This window comes from Achromobacter aloeverae (assembly GCF_004121055.1).
GTDB lineage: Bacteria > Pseudomonadota > Gammaproteobacteria > Burkholderiales > Burkholderiaceae_B > Bordetella_C > Bordetella_C aloeverae.
Genome location: NZ_PYAL01000004.1, coordinates 417,889 through 435,688, shown reverse-complemented (window position 1 = coordinate 435,688; position 17,800 = coordinate 417,889). Strand labels below are relative to the sequence as shown.

Sequence of the window (17,800 nt, the reverse complement as noted above, 5' to 3'; positions counted from 1 at the left end):
TCCTACCGCTCACCGCGCCCGCAGCGCCTGCGTGGCGGCGCGATCGATCTTCCCCGTGCCGGGGTCCACGACCACGCGATAATGGTCCCGCACATACGCGGCCGTCAGCTTCTGGTTCCAGACATCCTCCTCGATGGCCGCGTCGTCGCGCAACAGGGGATCGCCAAAGCCGCCCCCGCCGGGCTGGTCGTGCGTGACCACGTCGTTGCGCTGTATCAGCATGCCCACCTTGCTGGGCAGGGAGATCTCTTCCTCGCCGCTGTGCAGCGTATTGGCCGCCGCCCGCGCCGGCTTGCCGCCGCTCAGGCCGTAGGGCTGGAATTTCATCCGGTCCGCTCTCAATTGCAGCAGCACGTCGTCGCCCAGCACGCGATAGCTGCGCCGGATGCCCAGGCCACCGCGGAAGCGGCCCGCGCCGCAGGAATCGGGCAGCAGCTCATAAGCCTCGACGCGGACCGGGTGCTGCGCCTCCAGCGTCTCGACCGGCGTGTTGGACAGGTTCTGGGACGCGTTCGTGATGGCCTCGATGCCGTCGGCTTGCGGCCGCGCGCCCCAGGCGCCGCACACCATGTCGACGATGATGTAGGGCTTGCCCTCGTCGCTCTTGCCCGACAGGCAGACCACCGTGTTGCCGCCCTCGCCGGCCGCGGGCACCCGGTCGGGCACGACCTGCGCCAAGGCGCCGAGCATGGCGTCGAATACCCGGTAGCCGGTCAGCGCGCGCGCGGCGACCGCGGCCGGCTCCAGGGGATTGAGCACCGACCCTTCCGGCACGGAGATATCCACGCAGCGGAACACGCCGGCGTTGTTCGGAACATCGCCCTTGAGCGCGCAGCGCACGCTCAGGTAGGTGCAGGACTTCGTATAGGACAGGGTGGAGTTGATGGCCGCCCGTACCTGCGGGGAAGAGCCGGCATAGTCGACGCTGACGTGGTCCTCGTGCACGGTTACCGCCACCTGGATCGGGATGGGGTCCGGCGACAGCCCGTCGTCGTCGATATGGTCCAGGAAGCTGTACGTGCCCTTGGGCCAGCGGCGGATTTCCTCGCGGGTCAGGCGCTCCGCGTAGTCCAGCAGCTCCGCGAAGTAGGCGCGCGCCGACTCGCGGCCGTAGCGATCCAGCAGGGACGTCAGCTCCCGCACGCCGACCTGGCAGGCCGCGTACTGCGCGCGCAGGTCGCCCAGCACGCGGTCGGGCACGCGCACGTTGCGCGCGATGACACGCTCCATGATGTCATTGACCCGCCCCTCCTCGTAGAACTTCACCACCGGAATACGCAGGCCTTCCTGGTAGATTTCCGTCGAATCGCTGGCGTTGGACCCCGGCACGCGGCCGCCCACGTCCGTGTGATGGCAGATCACCACGCAATACCCCTCCAGCTCGCCCTGGTAGAAGAAGGGAACGAACATGAAGATATCCGGCAGGTGCATGCCGCCGTCGTAGGGGTCGTTGACGATGACGGCGTCGCCCGGGCGCAGGGAATCGCCATAGCGCGCCCGCACCGACGCCATGGCCTCGGGAATCGCGCCCAGGTGCAGCGCGATGGTCTTGGCCTGGGCGATCATCTGGCCATGACGGTCGCAGATCGCCGCCGAGTAATCCATGACGTCCTTGACGATCTCCGATCGCGCGGTGCGCAGGACCGTATAGGCCACTTCGTCCACGATGGCGTCCATGGCGTTCTTGACTACCGCGAAGGTAATCGGGTCGATGGTGGTTTTCATGCGGCTTCCTGGTGCAGGTCGATGATGATGTTGCCCACGTCGTCGGCATGGGCGCTGCAATTCGGCGGCACGACGATGGTCGTGTCGTAGGACTCGATGATCAGCGGTCCGGCCAGCTTCTCCCGCGTCAGCGCGCCGCGCGGCACCAGCCGCGTCTCGCGGGGCGGCTCCTGCGCCGAGAAGCTGACCATGCGGGTGCCCGACTCGCCGGCCAGCGCGGTGGCATCCACCTTGCAATGGCCGAAGTCCAGGCGCTGTCCGCTGCGCCCGTAGGCCGACACACGGAGGTTCACCAGCTCCAGCGGCTCGTCGCTGCTGTAGCCGAAGGTGCGCGCATACTCGGCATTGAAGTCGTCCTTCAGCCGTGCCAGCGCCCGCGCGTCGAGGGCGCCCGCGGCCAGCGGCACCGTCAGTTCGGAGCTCTGGCCCAGGTAGCGCACATCCGCGAAGGCCACCGTCTCCACCGCGCCATGCGCATAGCCTTCGGATGCCAGGATCTCCCGGCCCTGCCCGCGCAGGTCGTCGGCGATCGCCGCCAGCGACGCCGGATCGCAAGCGTCGAGGCGCCGCAACACGGCCTTCACGAAATTGTGCTCGGCGTCCGCCGAGAGCATGCCAGCCGAGCAGAACACGCCAGCCATGATGGGCGCGATCACGCGCGTGATGCCCAGCAGGCGCGCCACCGAGACAGCATGCAGGGGTCCGCCGCCGCCGAACGCGATCATCGCCATCTCGCGCGGGTCCCTCCCCCGCTCGACGGTCACGGCGCGGATGGCTCGCGCCATGTTGACGTTGGCCACCTGTCGTATGCCGTGGGCCGCCGCCAGCACGTCCAGGCCCAGGGGCTCGGCGATATGCCGTGCGATGGCGTCATGGGACAACGCCGGCGTCACCGCCAGGCTGCCGCCCGCGAGCGCCTTGGGATTCAGGTAGCCCAGGACCATGTTGGCATCGGTGACCGTGGGGCGGTCGTTACCGTTGCCATAGCAGGCCGGCCCCGGATAGGCGCCCGCCGATTCCGGTCCCACGCACAGCAGGCCGCCGGCGTCGATGCCCGCGATGGACCCGCCGCCGGCGCCCACCTCGGCGATGTCGATGGCAGGCACCTTGAGCACATAGCCGCCGCCCTTGATGAAGCGGCTGGGCGCGCTGATGCCATCGCGGAACTCGTACTCATTGGTCAGCGAGGGCACGCCCGCCGCGATGATGGACGCCTTGGCGGTGGTGCCGCCCATGTCGAACACGATCAGGTCGCGATCCCCGCTCAGGGTGCCGATCTGCGCCGCCCCGGCCACGCCGCCCGCCGGCCCCGAGGCCACCGCGAACACCGGCTTCTCGGTCGCCGACGCAATGCCCATCATGCCGCCATTGGAGGCCATGACTTGCAGCGACGCGGTGACGCCCATGCCGGCCAGGTCCTGTTTCAGGCGCGCCAGGTACGTGCGCATGGCCGGCAGGATGTAGGCGTTGACGACCGTCGTGCTGGTGCGCTCGTACTCCTTGATTTCCGGCAGCACCTCGCACGATACGCTTAGCAGCAGGTCGGGAAAGGCGGCCTCGATCAGCGCCTTCGCCCGCCGTTCATGAGCGGGATTGATGTAGCTGTTCAGGAAGCAGATGGCGATGGCGGTCACGCCCTCCGCGGCCAGTTCTCCCACCTCCCGCAGCAGCTGCTGTTCGTCCAGGGGCGTGACGATGCGGCCCTGCGCGTCGATGCGTTCGCGGATGCCACGCCGGTAGCGGCGCGGCGCCAGCGGCTGCGGCTTGGACCAGCCCAGGTCGAACATGGTGGGGGTGCGAATGCGCGCGATCTCCAGCACGTCGCGGAATCCCTCGGTGGTCAGCACGGCGGTCCGGGCGCCCACTTTCTGCAGAATGGTGTTGGACGCGGTGGTCGTGCCATGGACGATCTCGGTGATATCGCCCGCCGCGATGCCGGCCTGCTCGATCAGCGCTTGCAGGCCCCGGGTGATCGCCAGCCCAAGGTTCTCGGGCGTGGTGGAGGTCTTGTTGACATAGAGCCGGCCGTCCGGCATGGCCAGGACGATATCCGTGAAGGTGCCGCCGATATCGCAGCCTACGCGCACGCCGGCGCGGGCATGAAATGCAGTGTCCATCATCTCTCCGTGCCACGCGCGCCGCGCCTGGCGTACAGGTGAACCAGCCTACGGATCGGCCCATCACGGGCCATTGAACAAGCCGCTAACCGGCCAGTTAACCAAGCACTTAACTAACTAACCAGTAAGTACAATAAGGAGTACGATATGGAATCCGCGCGAGTCCTGTCAAGGACAGCGGCATCAGGGTTTACAGCAGGTCGGGCAGGTCCGGCATGTACACTCGCCATGAGAAATCGAGATGAGCAAAGACAAAACCAAACCCGCCGCCACCGGCCATCCGGACAAGGATGGCGCGCGCCGCACGCGCAATGCCGCGGCGACGCGCGAGCGCATCCTGGCGGTCGCCAGCAAGGAGTTCGCTACCCGTGGTTATGACGGCGCGCGCATAGACGCCATCGTGGCCCGCTGCAAGATCAGCAAGAACCTGGTCTATCACTACTTCGCCAGCAAGGAAGCGCTTTTCATCGAGGTGATGGAACGGGCCTACGGCGCGATGCGCGAACGACAGAACGAACTATCGCTGTCGGGCGAGGACCCGGTGGCCGACATGCGCGAACTGGTGGTGAAGACGGTCCAGCACTTCATCGACCAGCCGGACTTCATACAGCTGCTCTCGACCGAAAACCTGCACAAGGCCGCGCACATCAGGAAGTCCAGGATCATCCCGGAGATGTTCAATCCGCTGCGCAACGCGCTGCACGACATCCTCGAACAGGGCAAGCGGAAAGGGGTGTTCCGGCAGGACGCGGACTGGATAGATCTCTACGTCTCCATCTCCGGCCTCGGATCCTACTCGCTGTCGAACCGCTATACCTTGTCGTACGTGCTGGACGTGGACCTGGGCGCGAAGGAAAGGGTCGCCAACCGGGTCAAGCACGTGGCGGAGATGGTCACCAGCTATTTGTGCGACGTGAAGGGCGGCGCCAAGTCCTGATAGAGGCCTGCCCCTCGGCCCGCGCCTGCCCCGGCGCAAAGCCATGACGTATAATTCCTGGCTTCCGCACCCTCGCTTTGCGCACCCTTTTTCATGCCTCTCGCTCCCGACAAGAAGCCCGAATCCATGGGCCAGACCGCGTATCGGCAGTTGCGCGAAGCGATCGAGACCGGTGTGCTTGCGCCGGGCGACCGTATCAGCGTCAATGGACTGGCCGACCAGTTGAGCATCAGCCGCACGCCGGTGCGCGAAGCCATCGCGTGGCTGGAAACCGATGGCCTCATCGTGCATCAGCCCTATCTGGGGCGGGTGGTTGCGCAACTCGATCATCAAATGGTTAATGAGTTGTACGCGGTTCGCATGATGCTGGAGCCCGCTGCCGCGGCGATGGCCGCGCGGAACGCGACCGACGCAGAAATCGCCGTGCTGAAGGAGATGGTCGTCTTCGAGCAGTCGATATTGGACAACGCCATCGAGCGCGCCCGGCACAACCGCCGCTTCCACGAAGCCGTCTATCGAACCGCGCACAACCGTTATGTGATCAGCACGCTGAACGCGCTGCAGACATCCATGATCCTGCTCGGCCCCGCTACGGCAAACAATCCAGATCGGCTCAAGACGGCGTATGCGGAGCATGTCGATCTTGTCGAATGCATTGCTGCGCGGGATGCCAATGGTGCCGAGAAACTCATCGCCCGGCACCTTGCCGAAGGCCAGCGGGTCCACATCAAGTACCTGCTTGGCAGGCAACAGCCGCCGACCTGAAAAGCCAGCGAGCCGCCGCCATGCGCGCCTACCCCAGGGTAATGCCAAGTTTATCGGTCAGTTGGGCCCACTTGGCGACTTCGTCCTTGATGAAGCGACCGAACTGATCGGGCGTCATGGGCGATGGCTCAGCGCCATGCGCCCTCATCTTTTCGACGATGCCGGGATCGTTCAACGCAGCGTTGACGTCCGCGTTGATCCTGGCGACCACCTCCGGCAGTGTCGCCGCCGGCGCCAGCAGCCCGAACCAGCCGACCGCGGCATAGCCCGGCACGCCAGCCTCGGCCACGGTGGGCAGGTCAGGAAACGCCTCGGCTCGCTTCGCGCCCGTGACGGCCAAGGCCTTCAACATGCCGCTCTGTACATAGGGCATCACCGTCTCGCCGGGCGCGAACATCACGTCCACGGTGCCGCTCAACAAATCGGTGACAGCCTGCCCCGTTCCTTTATAAGGCACATGCATCATGTCGACGCCGGCCGCCTGCTTGAACAACTCCACCGTCAAATGCGATGCGGCGCCCGCGCCCGACGAACCAAAGGTCAGGCGACCGGGCGCACCCTTGGCCTTCGCGATCAGTTCCCCGATGTTGGTCACGCCCAGTTTCACATTGACGACGATGACGTAGGCCGACGCCGACACCAGGGCGATGGGCGCGAACTGCGAGACGTTTTTCCTGTCCAGCGATGCGGTCGAGCTCATCAGCAAGGTATAGCCGTCAGGCTTGGCGCGCGAGACGAAATTTGCGCCGATGTGACCGCTGGCGCCCGCGCGGTTGTCCACGATGACGGACGTTTTCCAGGCATTGCCGAGATACACACCCAGTATGCGGCCTAGGGTATCGGCCCCGCCTCCCGGCGGAAATGGAACGACGATGGTTACGGTACGGCCGGGGAATGCGCCCATCTGCGCCTGCGCGCGCGACAGGGCAAGCATCCATGGCAGCGACAGGAGTGCGCTTACGGCGCGGCGGCGTGCAGGGGAATCCTGCCCGCGTGTCGCGAGCTTGCATTCGGGGGTATTCAAGGTGTCTCCTCTCCGCTCACGGGGCGGCTTGGTGCGAGGGGCTCAAGCGCGGCCCCATTCGAGGCCGGCCAGGAAAACCGCTCAACGCGGCGCGACGATCTTCGTTCGCAATGTCATCGCGGGTGCTTCGAAACCGCACTCGACGATGTCACCAGGGCGCAGGAACAGGGCTTCCGCGTTTGCCTTGCCCACCGCCACGCCGCCAGGCGCTCCCGTCGAGAACATGTCGCCGGGCTGGAGCGCGAGCAAGCGGGAGAAATGCTTGAGGATGTCGCCCAGCTTCCAGATCTGGTCGACAGTATTGACCCGCATGCGAAGCTCGCCATTCACGCTGCATGTCACCCAGAGGTCATAGGGGTCGGGCACTTCATCCATCGTGATGATGCAAGGCCCCATGGGCCCGAAGCCGGGCGCATTCTTGGACGTCCAGAATCGGGTTCCGGAGGCCACTTCCTTCTTCTGGGTATCCCGGCACGTGAGGTCGTTGAGCAGCGTAATGCCGGCGATGTAGTCCAGAGGGTCCCCCGGAGCGCCTGATTCGACACGCTTGCCGATCACGAAAACCAGTTCGGGCTCGTAATCGAGCCTGGCGACGCTTTCCGGCCGCTCGACCTCGCTGTCATGGCCCACCAGGCAGGAGTTCAGCTTGACAAAGCCCGTGGGCTCCTGGGGCAGCTCCTTGATCAGGTCCGTCCGCTTCAGTTCTTCGAGGTGGGATCGGTAGTTCTTTCCCACGCACAGAAACTTGTCGGCGTCCGGCACCGGCGGCAGCAGCTTGATCGCGTCGGCTCCGTGGGAAAACCGGGCCAGCAAGGCCTGGTCGCTGGCGGCCGCCTTCAGCAGGCCGCGCGTCCGACCCAGGCCGTCCTCCCCGGTTTCCAGCAAGCCGCGCATCGACGTGGGGAATGGCAGCTTTGGCTGCAGGGCTCGAGCGCACTCGACGAGATCCAGCATGCGGTCTTCGCACAATGCGCCGACACGGGTAGCGTGGCCGTCCCCTGGGACGGAAAAAGTGGCGAGTCTCATGGCATAGCGCCTCAAAGTCGGTTTCGGAGCGACGAATCATATCGATGAATTCAATTGAATTCAACTGGATTCAATAAAGTCCGCGCGGGCGAAATGGGCTTGATTACGAAGTTGACGGCCGAGCGCGGAGCACGCGACAACGTCCGGATGCGCGCCATTTCCCGCGGGAAAGAATCCGGTCGGCTACCATGCGGCCATGAAAAAAGCCCCGTGCCAGACAGGCAGGGGGCATCGGCCGGCACTGACCGGCCGGGTCTAGCGGACTCCGCTCACGCGCTAGCGCAAGGCCGGATCCAGCCGGTCGCGGATCCAGTCGCCGACGATGGAAATCGACATCGTCGTAAGGAAAATGATCGTGCCCGGGAAGATGGCGATCCACCAGGCCGTGGTGAGAAAGGCGCGGCCGGCGCCGAGCATCTGTCCAAGGCTGGTCAGGGGCGGCCGTATGCCCAGGCCCAGGAAGCTCAGGGACGTCTCCAGCAGGATCACTTGCGGGAAGTTCAAGGTGAACTGCACGATCAGCACGCTGAGGATGTTGGGCAGGATGTGCCTGGCATAGAGATGCCAGGGCGACGCGCCCAGTGCCGTCACGGCCAAGGCGTAGCCCTGGTTGCCCGCGGCGATGACCACGCCCCGGGTCAGGCGCGCGAAGACTTCCCATCCATAGAAGCCCATGATCAGGATGAACAGCGCGAAGCTGCCGCCGAAGACCGCGATCAGCGCCAGCGCGATCAATATGAAAGGCAGCGAGGCCTGTACGTCGGCCAGCATCATGATGGCCTCTTCGACCCAGCCGCGGAAATGCGCGGCAAGAAAGCCCAGCAGGGTGCCTACGGCGGCGCCGATGGCGGTGCCGCCCAGCGCCACCAGGATGCTGAATCGGATCGCATAGAGCAGGCGGCTGAGGATATCGCGCCCCAATTCGTCGGTGCCCAGCCAATGCGCGCTCGTGCCGCCCAGGAAAAAAGGCGGCGCCAACCGCATGCGCAAGGCTTGCGTGCGGTAATCGTATGGCGCCAGGACATCGGCCAGGCAGGCCGCGCACAGCAGGATGGCGATGAAGGCCAAGGCCAGGACGACCAGGGCCGGGTAGCGCCGTTCGGGACGGAATTCCGGGCGAGATCCAGAGCCAAATTCGGGGCGCGGATCCGCTGGCTTTCTCCAGCGGCGCGGCAGGATCAGCGACATATCCCTATTCCTCCTTGCGCGCCGACCGCATGCGCGGGTCGACCAGTGTGTAGACGAAGTCCACCGCCAGGTTGGCCAGCACCATGGTGACCGCCGTCAGGATCAGGATGGCCTGCACCACGGCAAAGTCCCGCGACGTGACCGCGCCGATCAACAGGCGGCCGACGCCGGGCCAGCCGAACACCGTCTCCACGATGATGGAGCCCGCGACCAGGTCGCCCAGCTTCAGGCCGACGATGGTGATGATGGGGATGGCCGCATTGGGCAATGCGTGCCAGAGCGTGCGGCGCGCGGCCGGCACGCCCTTGGCTCGCGCAGCCACCATGTACTGGCGGTTGAGCACTTCCAGCATGGCCGATCGCGTGAAGCGTGCGAACACTCCGGCGAAGTGCGTGCCCAGCGTGATCGCCGGCAGCACCAGGTGCCAGGGCGTGTCCGCGCCCGCGCTGGGCAGCAGGCGCCAGCGCAGCGCGAACAGCAATATCAACAGGATGCCCAGGAAAAAATTGGGCAGGCTGAAACCGAGCACCGCGAAGCTCATGACGAAGCGGTCGACGGGACGATTGCGGTGCAGCGCGGCGACGATGCCCAGGGCCAGCCCGGCGGCCAGGCCCAGCCCGAACGCGGTGAATCCCAAGCGCAAGGTATAGGGCAGCGCCGCGCCTATCAATTCGGAGGCCGGCTTCTGGTCGGACAGCGACAGGCCGAAATCGCCCTGCACCAGGTTGCCCAGGTAGGAAACGTATTGCTCCCACAGCGGACGGTCCAGGCCGAATTTCTGCCGGTATTGCTGCACCACCTCCGGCGAGGCCTGGTCGCCGACCAGGGCCTCGATGGGGTCGCCCGACAGGTTCAAGGCCACGAAGGTGAACGTGACCACGACCCACACTGTCAGGAAGCCCCGCAGCAGCTTGCGCGCCAATGTTCGCGTGTCCATGCCGCGCCCCTACGAGGAGTGAGAGGTCGAAGACGGACTGGCGCCCCCCGGGGCGAGCAGGAGCGCGGGATCATTCACCAGCACGCCCCGCGGCAGCAAATCCAGTATCCGCGCCAAACGCGACGGCGTGGTGTCGCCGACCTCGCACGGCGTTCCCTTGCCGCCCATGGTGATCCAGGTCGGCTTGTCCCGCAGCACGCGCGCCGCGGCCGGTTGCGCCGCCTCGCCCTCCCACACGCGGAAAGCCTGCGCACCCGCCTGCTCGAACTCGTCCGCGCGCGCGTAATCCGGCAGGAAAGCGAGCATTTTCAGCCGCGGCGCCAGCATGAGCGCCCTGCGCAGTTGCGCCACATCGCGCACGCCGACCCAGACGCGATCGACGGCGTCCGCCGCCATGACGTCCCGCACCACCGCCTCTATCAGCGGCTGGTCGGGGGTCTTCACGTCGATCAGCACCGGCCGGCGCGGCGAGATCCGCGCCAGCGTCAGCGGCAAGGGCGACAGGCGTTCGTTGCGCAGCAGGACGACGGCGTCCAGGGCGGCCGCGTCCAGGTCGGCAAGCGCACGCGCGTCGCCGTTAGCGGCGATGCGCGCGAGGTCGGCGTCGTGACAGGCGTACACCCGCCCATCCCGGGTCAGGCGCGCATCGCTTTCGACGATGTCCGCGCCGATATCGATGGCGCCCTGGTAGGCGCTCTGGGTGTTTTCAACATAACGCGAGGAATATCCCCGATGGGCAATGACGAGGGGACGATTCATCGAAGTTCCTTGATTTGCTCCGCGTAGTGGCAACGCACGGCGTGGATGCCATCGATGACGCGCAACTGGGGCGCCTCGCCCAGGCAACGGCGCAGCACGTACGGACAGCGGGTATGAAAATGGCAACCGCTGGGCGGATGCGCGGGACTGGGCGGTTCGCCCTTGAGGACGACGCGCTGCCCCGCGCCTTGGCCGGGCCCCTTCGAAACGTCGGGGATCGCCGAAAGCAGCGCGCGGGTATAGGGGTGCAAGGGCTGCTCGTACACGTCGTCGGTCCAGCCCTCCTCCACGATCTGTCCCAGGTACATGACGGCGACGCGGTGCGACAGGCGCCGGACGACGCGCAGGTCGTGCGAGATGAAGAGGTAGGCGATGCCGTATTCCTGCTGCAGGTGTTCCAGCAAGGCGATGACCGTGGCCTGCACCGACACGTCCAGCGCGGACACCGGCTCGTCGCAAACGATCAGGCTGGGCTTGAGCGCCAGCGCCCGCGCGATCACCACGCGCTGGGCCTGGCCCCCGCTGATCTGGTGGGGATAGCGGTCCGCCAGCGCGGCCGGCAGCGATACCGCCCGCATGAGCTCGGCCACCTCGGCATCGCGCTCGCCGGGCGCACCGATATCGTGCAGGTCCAGCGGCTCGCGTATCTGCCGCCCTATGGGCAGGCGTGGATCCAGCGACGACAGCGGATTCTGGAAAACGATCTGGACTTCGGCCCGCTTGGCGCGCCACTGCGCGGCGGACAGGGATACCAGGTCCTGCCCCTTGAACCGGATCGCGCCCGCCGTGGGCCGGTCCAGGCCCACGATCATGCGGCCGGTGGTGGATTTGCCGCAGCCGCTTTCGCCGACCAGGCCCAGGGTCTCGCCGATGCGCAGGTTGAACGATACGTTCTCGACGGCATGGATCCTGCGAGGTCGCCCCAGCCAGGCGCGGCGCCCGTCGAAATAGCGCCGCAGCGCGCTCACCTCCAGCAGGTCGCCGCCATCGTCATGGTCGGGTTGAGTCATAGCCAGGCCTCCCTGGGCCGATATACCGGCGCGCGGACATCCAGGCGCGGCATGGCATCCAGCAGTTCACGGGTGTAGGCCTCGGCCGGACTGGCGAACAGCGCGGCCGCGGTGGCGGACTCGACCACGCGCCCGTGGCGCATGACCACGACGTCGTCCGCCATTTCCGCCACCACGCCCAGGTCGTGCGTGATGAACAGCATGGCCATGCCCAATTGCGTCTTCAGGCGATTGAGCAGGTCCAGGATCTGGGCCTGTATGGTCACGTCGAGCGCGGTGGTGGGCTCATCCGCGATAAGCAGCCGCGGGCCGCAGGCCAGCGCCATGGCGATCATGACCCGTTGCGCCATGCCGCCGGAGAACTGATGCACATAGGAAGCCAACCGCTGCCTGGGCTCCGGGATACCCACCATCTCCAGCAATTCAAGCGCACGCGCGGCGCGCCGCGCGGCCGGCAGGTCCGTGTGCAGCGCCAGCACTTCGGTCAGTTGCCTGCCTACGGTGTGGACCGGGTTCAGCGATCCCAGCGGGTCCTGGAACACCATGCCGATCTCGCCGCCGCGCACGCGCTGGAGTTCCCGCTCGGGCAGCGCGGCAAGATCGCGTCCCTGGAACAGGATGCGCCCGCCCGTCTGCCGCCCGTTGCGCGCGAGGATGCCCAGTATGGCCTGGCAGGTGATGCTCTTGCCGCTGCCGCTCTCGCCCACGATGCACAGCGTACGGCCCGGGTCGACGCGAAAGCCGACGTCGTGGAGCACGTCGGTCCATCCGGCCGCGCCGTGGAAGCCGACCCGCAAGCCCTCTACGTGAAGCACCGGTTCCAATTCAGGGCGCGCCGAAAGACAGGTTGTCGGGGCGCAGGTCCATGTAGTACTGGGCATACGGCTGCCAGGACACGCGCTTTTTCATGGCATAGCCGGTGACCGGGTTGTACAGCATGGTCATCGGCATATCGTCCTCGAAGACATCGAGCACCTTCGCGTACGTCGCGCGCCGTCGCGCCGGATCGGTCTCCGTGTACAAGGTCCTGGACAGCGTGTTGAAGGCCGGATTCGCCGCATAGAGCCTCTGCGATTTCTGCGTTTCCGAGTCGGCGCCCCACAGTATCAGCAAGGAACCCGTCGGGTCCGGGATGCGATAGGTATTGGACCAGGCGAACATCTGCACGCCGGCCTTGCGCACATCCTTGAAGCTGTCGACGAAGTCGATGCGCACGTTGATGCCGACGGCGCGCCACATCTCCTGCATGATCTGCGCTGCCTCGACGTTATAGAGGTAGTAGTTCGGGATCAGGCGGTAGGAGATCTCCTGCCCCTTGTACCGGCTCTGTTTCAACAGCTTGCGGGCCTGTTCCGGGTCGTAGGCATAGCCGACGCGATTCTTGTCGTAGAGATTGCCGAAACTGGGCAACTGGTAGCCATTCGGCGCATAGGTCTTGCCGCGCCACAGGGCGTCGATGAGGGCCTGGCGGTCGATCGCCAGGCTCAATGCGTGGCGCAGGTTCTTGTCGGACAGCAGCGGGTCGTTGGTATTGAAGACCACGACGTGGCTGTTCTCCAGCGGCACGGTCTTCAAGGCCAGGTCCTTGTAGCCGGCCAGCGCCTGCCACTGGTCCGGCGGAATCTCGGCGGCGATATCGTAGTCGCCCGCCACCAGGCCGGCGACGCGGGCCGCCACCTCGGGCACCGACTTGAATATCACTTTCTTCGCGGCGGGCTTGCCCTCGTAGTAGCCATCGAAGGCCTGCAGCGTGACGTGGTCGTTCTTCTGGTAATCGACGAACTTGTAGGGCCCCGTGCCCACGGGATTCCAGCGCAAGGCCTTGGCGGCTTCGTCCATCCACGCCTTGGCGGGCACGCCGTCCTTCCTGTACTTGTTCCAGGCTTCGTCGCAGATGACGAAGGACATATAGCTGGACAGCCGCTGTTCCAGCGAGGCGTCATGCTCGGCGGTGGTAAAGCGCACGGTCGTATCGTCGACCTTCTCGACCTTGCGCAGCGTGCCGAAATAAGCGGGGCCCTCCGCGTAGTAGGCGTCCGGCCCCCACAGCCGTTCGGGCGAAAAAGTGGCCAGGACGTCGTCGGCGTTGAACGGGCTGCCGTCGTGGCACGTGACGCCGGTGCGCAGCTTCACCTCGAACGTGGTGGGCGTGGTCCAGGACCAGCTGGTCGCCAGGCCCGGCACCAGCTTCGCGCCGCCGCCGACATCCGGATGGTTGAAGTCGCGGCGGATGAGCGTGTCGAAAATCGAGTAGTAGATGCGCACGTCCACGTTGCCGTTGCCGGCGGCGGGATCCAGCGTGCGCGCCAGTTCATTCACCGCGACCGTGAGGTCGGGCCGCGAGTCGGCCGCGCCCTGGGCATGCGCGGGCGCGCCGGACAGCAAGGGCAGGACCAGGGCCGACAGACACGAGAGGACGCCATGCGCGGCGCGCCGTTTCAGTTTCAACATGCCAATTCCTCCGCTTGCGCGGTGTGTTTACGGATAATCGGTACTCAGGCGCGCTTGCCCGGAGCGCCGGCATTCTCAAAAGACAGCCGTATGTCCTCAAGCTGGGCCAGCGCCGCCATCGAACGGCCACGGTCCACGCGGGAAAGTTCCAGCACCAGTGTGTTGCAGATCGCCATGGGGACGGTCAGGGAGTGAAACTCGCCCGGCTCGCCCCGCCTGGCGATGATGGAGACCTGGGCCGGGGGCGCCGGACTGCGGTCGGTCAACAGCACCGTGCCGGCGCCACGCTCCGCCGCCAGCGCCAGGGCGCGCTCCACGCCCGGACTTTCATGGCGGAAGATCATGCCGAACACCAGGTCTTTCCGCGTCAGGCTGATCAGCTCGTCGGCCGCCTCCCAGTCGGCGTGCGCCAGGCCGCTTGCCAGGTAGCCGGAACGCTTCAGGCGGCGGGCGAACAATTGCGCCAGGCTGCCCGCGTGGCTTTCGCCGATGACGATGATCCTGGCGGCGCGGCGCAAGCCATGGGTCGCCGCCGCGATCTGTTCCTGGCTGACCTGCGCCATCAGGCGGCTGAGCGCCAGCATCTCACCGGCGACCACCGATTCCAGCAAGGAGCGGCCGCCAGCGCTCTCGATGCGTTTACGCACGCGCGCCGATGCATCCTGCTCGAACTCCAGCGCCTCCCGCATGGCACGGTACGTCTCGAAACCCAGCTTGCGCGCCAGCCGGCTCGCCGTGGAAGGATGGACGCCGGCGCGGGCAGCGACGGTTTGCGCAGGCATGAAGCTGCCGATGGTCGGGTCCGTCAGCAGGACGTTGACCAGCTTGATATCCGACGGTGTCAGGGTGTCGTTTTTCTCGGCGACCAGGTCTTCGAAGCGCATGCCGCGTGGCTCTCGAACAGGCCCGCGGGTGCGGGTCATTGAATGGGAGCTGAATGGTACTGCAAAATATATTGCAAAATCTTTACCGTTGCAATTTTTCTTGCAGAGTGGCGTTCGGGCGGGCCGCGGCCACGGGCCTCGGCCTCGGCACTATTTCGGATAACCCGGTTTCCGGGCGCGGCCCAGGGATCAGGGACCAGGGCACGAACGCCCGTACCGGCGGGGAATGGCGCGATGCGTTCGCATCAGGTCCCGGGTCTGACCAAGGGCAGCCACAACGTGAACGAGGTGCCCTCCTGCAACGGCTGCCAGGCGCAGTGCGCGCCCAGCGTCGATACCCGGTTGCGCACGTTGGCAAGGCCACGGCGCCCGGGCAGCCTGGCCTCGGTCGATGGGGTGAAAGGACGCCCGTTATCCTGCACGCAAACTTGCACGCCCTCCCCCACCATCCCCGCCGGCGGCTGCGCGACGGCGGTGGTCACGGTGATCTCGCTGGCCGCGCCATGCTTGACGATATTGGTCAGCACCTCCTGCAGGATACGCAGCACATGCAGCGCGCTTTGCGCATCCAGCCACGGCAGCGGCGGCAGGTCGCTCATGCGCCAGCGCAGCGCGATGCCGGCTCCCGTCAGCCTGGGTCCCAGGCGGAAGCGCAAGGCGCCCAGCAAGGCCAGCAGGTCGGCATCGGCGCTTTCCAGCGAATCGATGGCGATCTTGAGATCGTCGATGCATTCCTTGAGGACCTGCGCGATGTTGACCGGCTCCTTGCCCATTTCCACCAGGCGCAGCGCGCTCATGAGCGACGATCCCACGCCATCGTGCATGTCGCTCATCAGGCGCTGGCGCTCGTTCAGCAGCGTCTGTTCCCTTTCCGCGTTGCGTACGCGCTCATGCGCCTGGATCAGCTCGCGCGCCTGCGCGGCCAGGCGCTCGTCCAGCACCGACCGGGCGCGCACGGCCGACTCCAGGGCGTGGGTATAGCGGGTGAAGGCGAGTATCAGGAACAGGGTGAGCAGGCCCAGGTTCACGTAGGGCGTCAGGTAGATGCCCTCGATATCCAGCCGGTAGTTCTGCATGGCCATGTCATGCCATGCCATCAGGAGCGACAGGGGACCCCACGCCGCCAGCAGCACATTGGCCGCATTGCGCCGGGCCCAGGCATTCGCCACGGCCGCATAGATCTGCGCCAGCACCGGCGGCAGGATGGCAAGGCGCTGCAGGGGCACGATTCCCGGATGGTCGGTCCACCAGGTCGGCAGCGTGGCCACCACCACGACCAGCCAATACACCACCAGGACGCGGCCCAGGCGCGGCCGCGGACGGTGCTGCACCACGCCCAGGAAGTGGAACGCGCAGACGGGAACGCTGAGCATCCCGACCAGCGTTATCCAGGAGAACCAGGCGAAGTTCATGTCCAGGCCTTCGTCGTTCACCAGGAACAGCAAGGCGCCCAGCGCCTGCCCCACCGCCATGCAGAAGAACAGGGCGAATGGCCGCGCCCCGCCGGCCGACGCCAGTTCGCGGTGCCGGCGCCAGTTGATGCGCAGCCACGCGGCCAGGCCCAGGGCGAGCACGCCCAGCACCATGAACGCGCCCCGCCAATAGGCCGGCAGCCCGGTCTGCAGGAACGCGCGCCAGCGCCATCGGGGCAGCAGGTCGGCGACCGGTCCCACCCATATCGACGACAGGGCGCCGCCCACGTTGGGCTGGCTGGCCATGCGCACGTACACCCATGCGTCGCGCCCCGGCGGCAACAGGCCTCCCAGGTCCACCCATAGCGGATGGTTGAAGTTGTTCCATGCCCGGTCGCCACGCGACTGCCAGGCGCGCCGCCCGTTCACGTACACGGCCAGCGTACCCGTTGCCTGCCAGCGCGGCACATAGAGCCGCGTCCCCTGCGACGCAAGCGCGTCGGCGGGAATATGCATGCGGTACCACCACACCTCCGGCAGCGCTGCCGCCGGCATGCCGCGCGGCCAGAATACCCGCGGCTCGATATCCGGCAAGCTCACCTGCCGCCAGTCCGCGTCCGCCGCCGCCATCGCCTGGTCGCCGGCATCCAGCGCGTCCATGGACGCGGGTTGCAGCCATGCCTTGCTGGACGAAGACCAGCGCTGCGCTTCGGTGATGTGGAGCACGGTGGACTGGGCGCGGACCAGGGTGCAGCCGGTGATCAGCAGGATCGCGGCCAGCAGCCGCAGGAGCGACCTCGGTTCAATCGTCACTCAGCCACCCTTGGCGCGTGCCCTCGCGCACGGCGGCCGCGCGCGAATTCACCTGCAACTTGGTATAGATGCGCCGTACGAACGTCTGCACCGTGTGCGGCGAAACGCCGAGGGCCCCGGCCACTTCCTCCACCGTATATCCCCGGGAGACCAGGCGCAACGTCTCCACTTCGCGTGCGGAGGGCGAGACGGCGGGCGCCGTGGCGGGCAGGGACGGGGGCACGGGCGGGGGCGCCGGCATGGCGCGCTGCATGAGGAGTTTCCTGGCGACCATGGGATTGATGGGGCTGCCTCCCGCGTGCAGGCTGCGGATCTCGGTCACCAATTGCCCGGCGCTCAGGTCCTTGAGCACATAGCCCATGGCGCCTGCTTCGATGGCCCGCAGCACGTGGGTCTCGTCGCCGAAGATGGTGCTCACCATCACCGCGCAATCCGGCCAGCAGGTGCGCGCGGCCGCGATCACGTCCAGGCCGGAGCCATCGGGCAGGCCCAGGTCCACCAACAATACGTCCAGCCGCTCGCGCGGCAGGCAGGCCATGGCTTCGCCACGGCTGGCCGCCATCCACGCCATGCGCAGTCCTTCGGCGGCCTGCACGGCATGTGCCAGCGCCTGCAGGCAGGCGGCATCGTCCTCGACCATCGCGACGTTGATGCATGCCTCCCGGGATACGCGGCCGCCGATTATCTTATTTATTTTCCCCATTTGAATAATCAAATAAAAATCCACCCATCAGACAAATACCGGAAGGCTT

The 17,800-nt window shown here is 66.4% G+C and carries 15 protein-coding genes; 2 read left to right on the top strand and 13 right to left on the bottom strand.

Annotated features, from left to right (window positions below; all coding sequences use genetic code 11):
* Positions 1-9: 9 nt before the first annotated feature.
* Positions 10-1,725: a hydantoinase B/oxoprolinase family protein gene (locus C7R54_RS16055; protein ID WP_129151440.1), complete on the bottom strand. Its 1,716-nt coding sequence runs from the start codon at positions 1,723-1,725 to the stop codon at positions 10-12.
* Positions 1,722-3,842, bottom strand: a complete 2,121-nt coding sequence (locus tag C7R54_RS16050) for a hydantoinase/oxoprolinase family protein (RefSeq protein ID WP_129151439.1) — start codon at positions 3,840-3,842, stop codon at positions 1,722-1,724. Before C7R54_RS16050 ends, C7R54_RS16055 begins: the two co-directional genes overlap by 4 nt.
* A 241-nt stretch (positions 3,843-4,083) precedes the next feature.
* Here C7R54_RS16050 and C7R54_RS16045 point away from each other — a divergent pair, with 241 nt between their 5' ends.
* Together C7R54_RS16045 and C7R54_RS16040 are read left to right on the top strand one after the other, a co-directional pair.
* Positions 4,084-4,779 carry a TetR/AcrR family transcriptional regulator gene (locus C7R54_RS16045; protein WP_129151438.1) on the top strand — a complete coding sequence of 232 codons (696 nt, stop codon included), beginning with the start codon at positions 4,084-4,086 and terminating at the stop codon, positions 4,777-4,779.
* Positions 4,780-4,872: 93 nt separating this feature from the next.
* On the top strand, positions 4,873-5,544 hold the full coding sequence (locus tag C7R54_RS16040; protein ID WP_129151437.1) for a GntR family transcriptional regulator: 672 nt from the start codon (positions 4,873-4,875) through the stop codon (positions 5,542-5,544).
* A gap of 28 nt (positions 5,545-5,572) precedes the next feature.
* Here C7R54_RS16040 and C7R54_RS16035 read toward each other — a convergent pair whose 3' ends face one another.
* The 11 genes from C7R54_RS16035 to C7R54_RS15985 all read right to left on the bottom strand — a co-directional run bounded on the left by C7R54_RS16035 (position 5,573) and on the right by C7R54_RS15985 (position 17,751).
* Complete coding sequence (locus C7R54_RS16035; protein WP_129151436.1) at positions 5,573-6,568, bottom strand: Bug family tripartite tricarboxylate transporter substrate binding protein; 996 nt, start codon at positions 6,566-6,568, stop codon at positions 5,573-5,575.
* A gap of 81 nt (positions 6,569-6,649) precedes the next feature.
* Positions 6,650-7,594: a fumarylacetoacetate hydrolase family protein gene (locus C7R54_RS16030; protein ID WP_129151435.1), complete on the bottom strand. Its 945-nt coding sequence runs from the start codon at positions 7,592-7,594 to the stop codon at positions 6,650-6,652.
* A 276-nt stretch (positions 7,595-7,870) separates the two neighbouring features.
* Positions 7,871-8,782 (bottom strand): ABC transporter permease, encoded by a 912-nt coding sequence (locus C7R54_RS16025; RefSeq protein WP_129151434.1) that lies wholly within the window; start codon positions 8,780-8,782, stop codon positions 7,871-7,873.
* 4 nt (positions 8,783-8,786) lie between these two features.
* Entirely contained in the window at positions 8,787-9,719 is a 933-nt protein-coding gene (locus C7R54_RS16020; protein WP_129151433.1) for an ABC transporter permease, read from the bottom strand.
* 9 nt (positions 9,720-9,728) lie between these two features.
* Positions 9,729-10,478 (bottom strand): glycerophosphodiester phosphodiesterase, encoded by a 750-nt coding sequence (locus C7R54_RS16015; protein ID WP_129151432.1) that lies wholly within the window; start codon positions 10,476-10,478, stop codon positions 9,729-9,731.
* Positions 10,475-11,488: an ABC transporter ATP-binding protein gene (locus tag C7R54_RS16010; protein ID WP_129151431.1), complete on the bottom strand. Its 1,014-nt coding sequence runs from the start codon at positions 11,486-11,488 to the stop codon at positions 10,475-10,477. The genes C7R54_RS16015 and C7R54_RS16010 overlap by 4 nt, the downstream gene beginning before the upstream one ends.
* The gene (locus C7R54_RS16005) at positions 11,485-12,303 is read right to left on the bottom strand and encodes an ATP-binding cassette domain-containing protein (RefSeq protein ID WP_240039546.1); all 819 of its coding nucleotides are present in this window, start codon (positions 12,301-12,303) and stop codon (positions 11,485-11,487) included. The genes C7R54_RS16010 and C7R54_RS16005 overlap by 4 nt, the downstream gene beginning before the upstream one ends.
* Positions 12,304-12,313: 10 nt before the next feature.
* On the bottom strand, positions 12,314-13,939 hold the full coding sequence (locus tag C7R54_RS16000) for an ABC transporter substrate-binding protein (RefSeq protein ID WP_129151429.1): 1,626 nt from the start codon (positions 13,937-13,939) through the stop codon (positions 12,314-12,316).
* 44 nt (positions 13,940-13,983) lie between these two features.
* Positions 13,984-14,823, bottom strand: a complete 840-nt coding sequence (locus C7R54_RS15995; RefSeq protein WP_192903673.1) for a MurR/RpiR family transcriptional regulator — start codon at positions 14,821-14,823, stop codon at positions 13,984-13,986.
* 245 nt (positions 14,824-15,068) lie between these two features.
* Positions 15,069-17,048, bottom strand: a complete 1,980-nt coding sequence (locus tag C7R54_RS15990) for a sensor histidine kinase (RefSeq protein WP_240039545.1) — start codon at positions 17,046-17,048, stop codon at positions 15,069-15,071.
* Positions 17,038-17,751, bottom strand: a complete 714-nt coding sequence (locus C7R54_RS15985; protein WP_129151427.1) for a response regulator transcription factor — start codon at positions 17,749-17,751, stop codon at positions 17,038-17,040. Before C7R54_RS15985 ends, C7R54_RS15990 begins: the two co-directional genes overlap by 11 nt.
* Between the last annotated feature and the right edge of the window lie 49 nt (positions 17,752-17,800).

What these genes read in the sequence shown, in the direction of transcription:
- C7R54_RS16055 (WP_129151440.1), bottom strand. Translation starts at nt 1,725, where the DNA reads ATGAAAACCACCATCGACCCGATTACCTTCGCGGTAGTCAAGAACGCC.
- C7R54_RS16050 (WP_129151439.1), bottom strand. Translation starts at nt 3,842, where the DNA reads ATGGACACTGCATTTCATGCCCGCGCCGGCGTGCGCGTAGGCTGCGAT.
- C7R54_RS16045 (WP_129151438.1), top strand. Translation starts at nt 4,084, where the DNA reads ATGAGCAAAGACAAAACCAAACCCGCCGCCACCGGCCATCCGGACAAG.
- C7R54_RS16040 (WP_129151437.1), top strand. Translation starts at nt 4,873, where the DNA reads ATGCCTCTCGCTCCCGACAAGAAGCCCGAATCCATGGGCCAGACCGCG.
- C7R54_RS16030 (WP_129151435.1), bottom strand. Translation starts at nt 7,594, where the DNA reads ATGAGACTCGCCACTTTTTCCGTCCCAGGGGACGGCCACGCTACCCGT.
- C7R54_RS16025 (WP_129151434.1), bottom strand. Translation starts at nt 8,782, where the DNA reads ATGTCGCTGATCCTGCCGCGCCGCTGGAGAAAGCCAGCGGATCCGCGC.
- C7R54_RS16020 (WP_129151433.1), bottom strand. Translation starts at nt 9,719, where the DNA reads ATGGACACGCGAACATTGGCGCGCAAGCTGCTGCGGGGCTTCCTGACA.
- C7R54_RS16015 (WP_129151432.1), bottom strand. Translation starts at nt 10,478, where the DNA reads ATGAATCGTCCCCTCGTCATTGCCCATCGGGGATATTCCTCGCGTTAT.
- C7R54_RS16010 (WP_129151431.1), bottom strand. Translation starts at nt 11,488, where the DNA reads ATGACTCAACCCGACCATGACGATGGCGGCGACCTGCTGGAGGTGAGC.
- C7R54_RS16000 (WP_129151429.1), bottom strand. Translation starts at nt 13,939, where the DNA reads ATGTTGAAACTGAAACGGCGCGCCGCGCATGGCGTCCTCTCGTGTCTG.
- C7R54_RS15995 (WP_192903673.1), bottom strand. Translation starts at nt 14,823, where the DNA reads ATGCGCTTCGAAGACCTGGTCGCCGAGAAAAACGACACCCTGACACCG.
- C7R54_RS15985 (WP_129151427.1), bottom strand. Translation starts at nt 17,751, where the DNA reads ATGGGGAAAATAAATAAGATAATCGGCGGCCGCGTATCCCGGGAGGCA.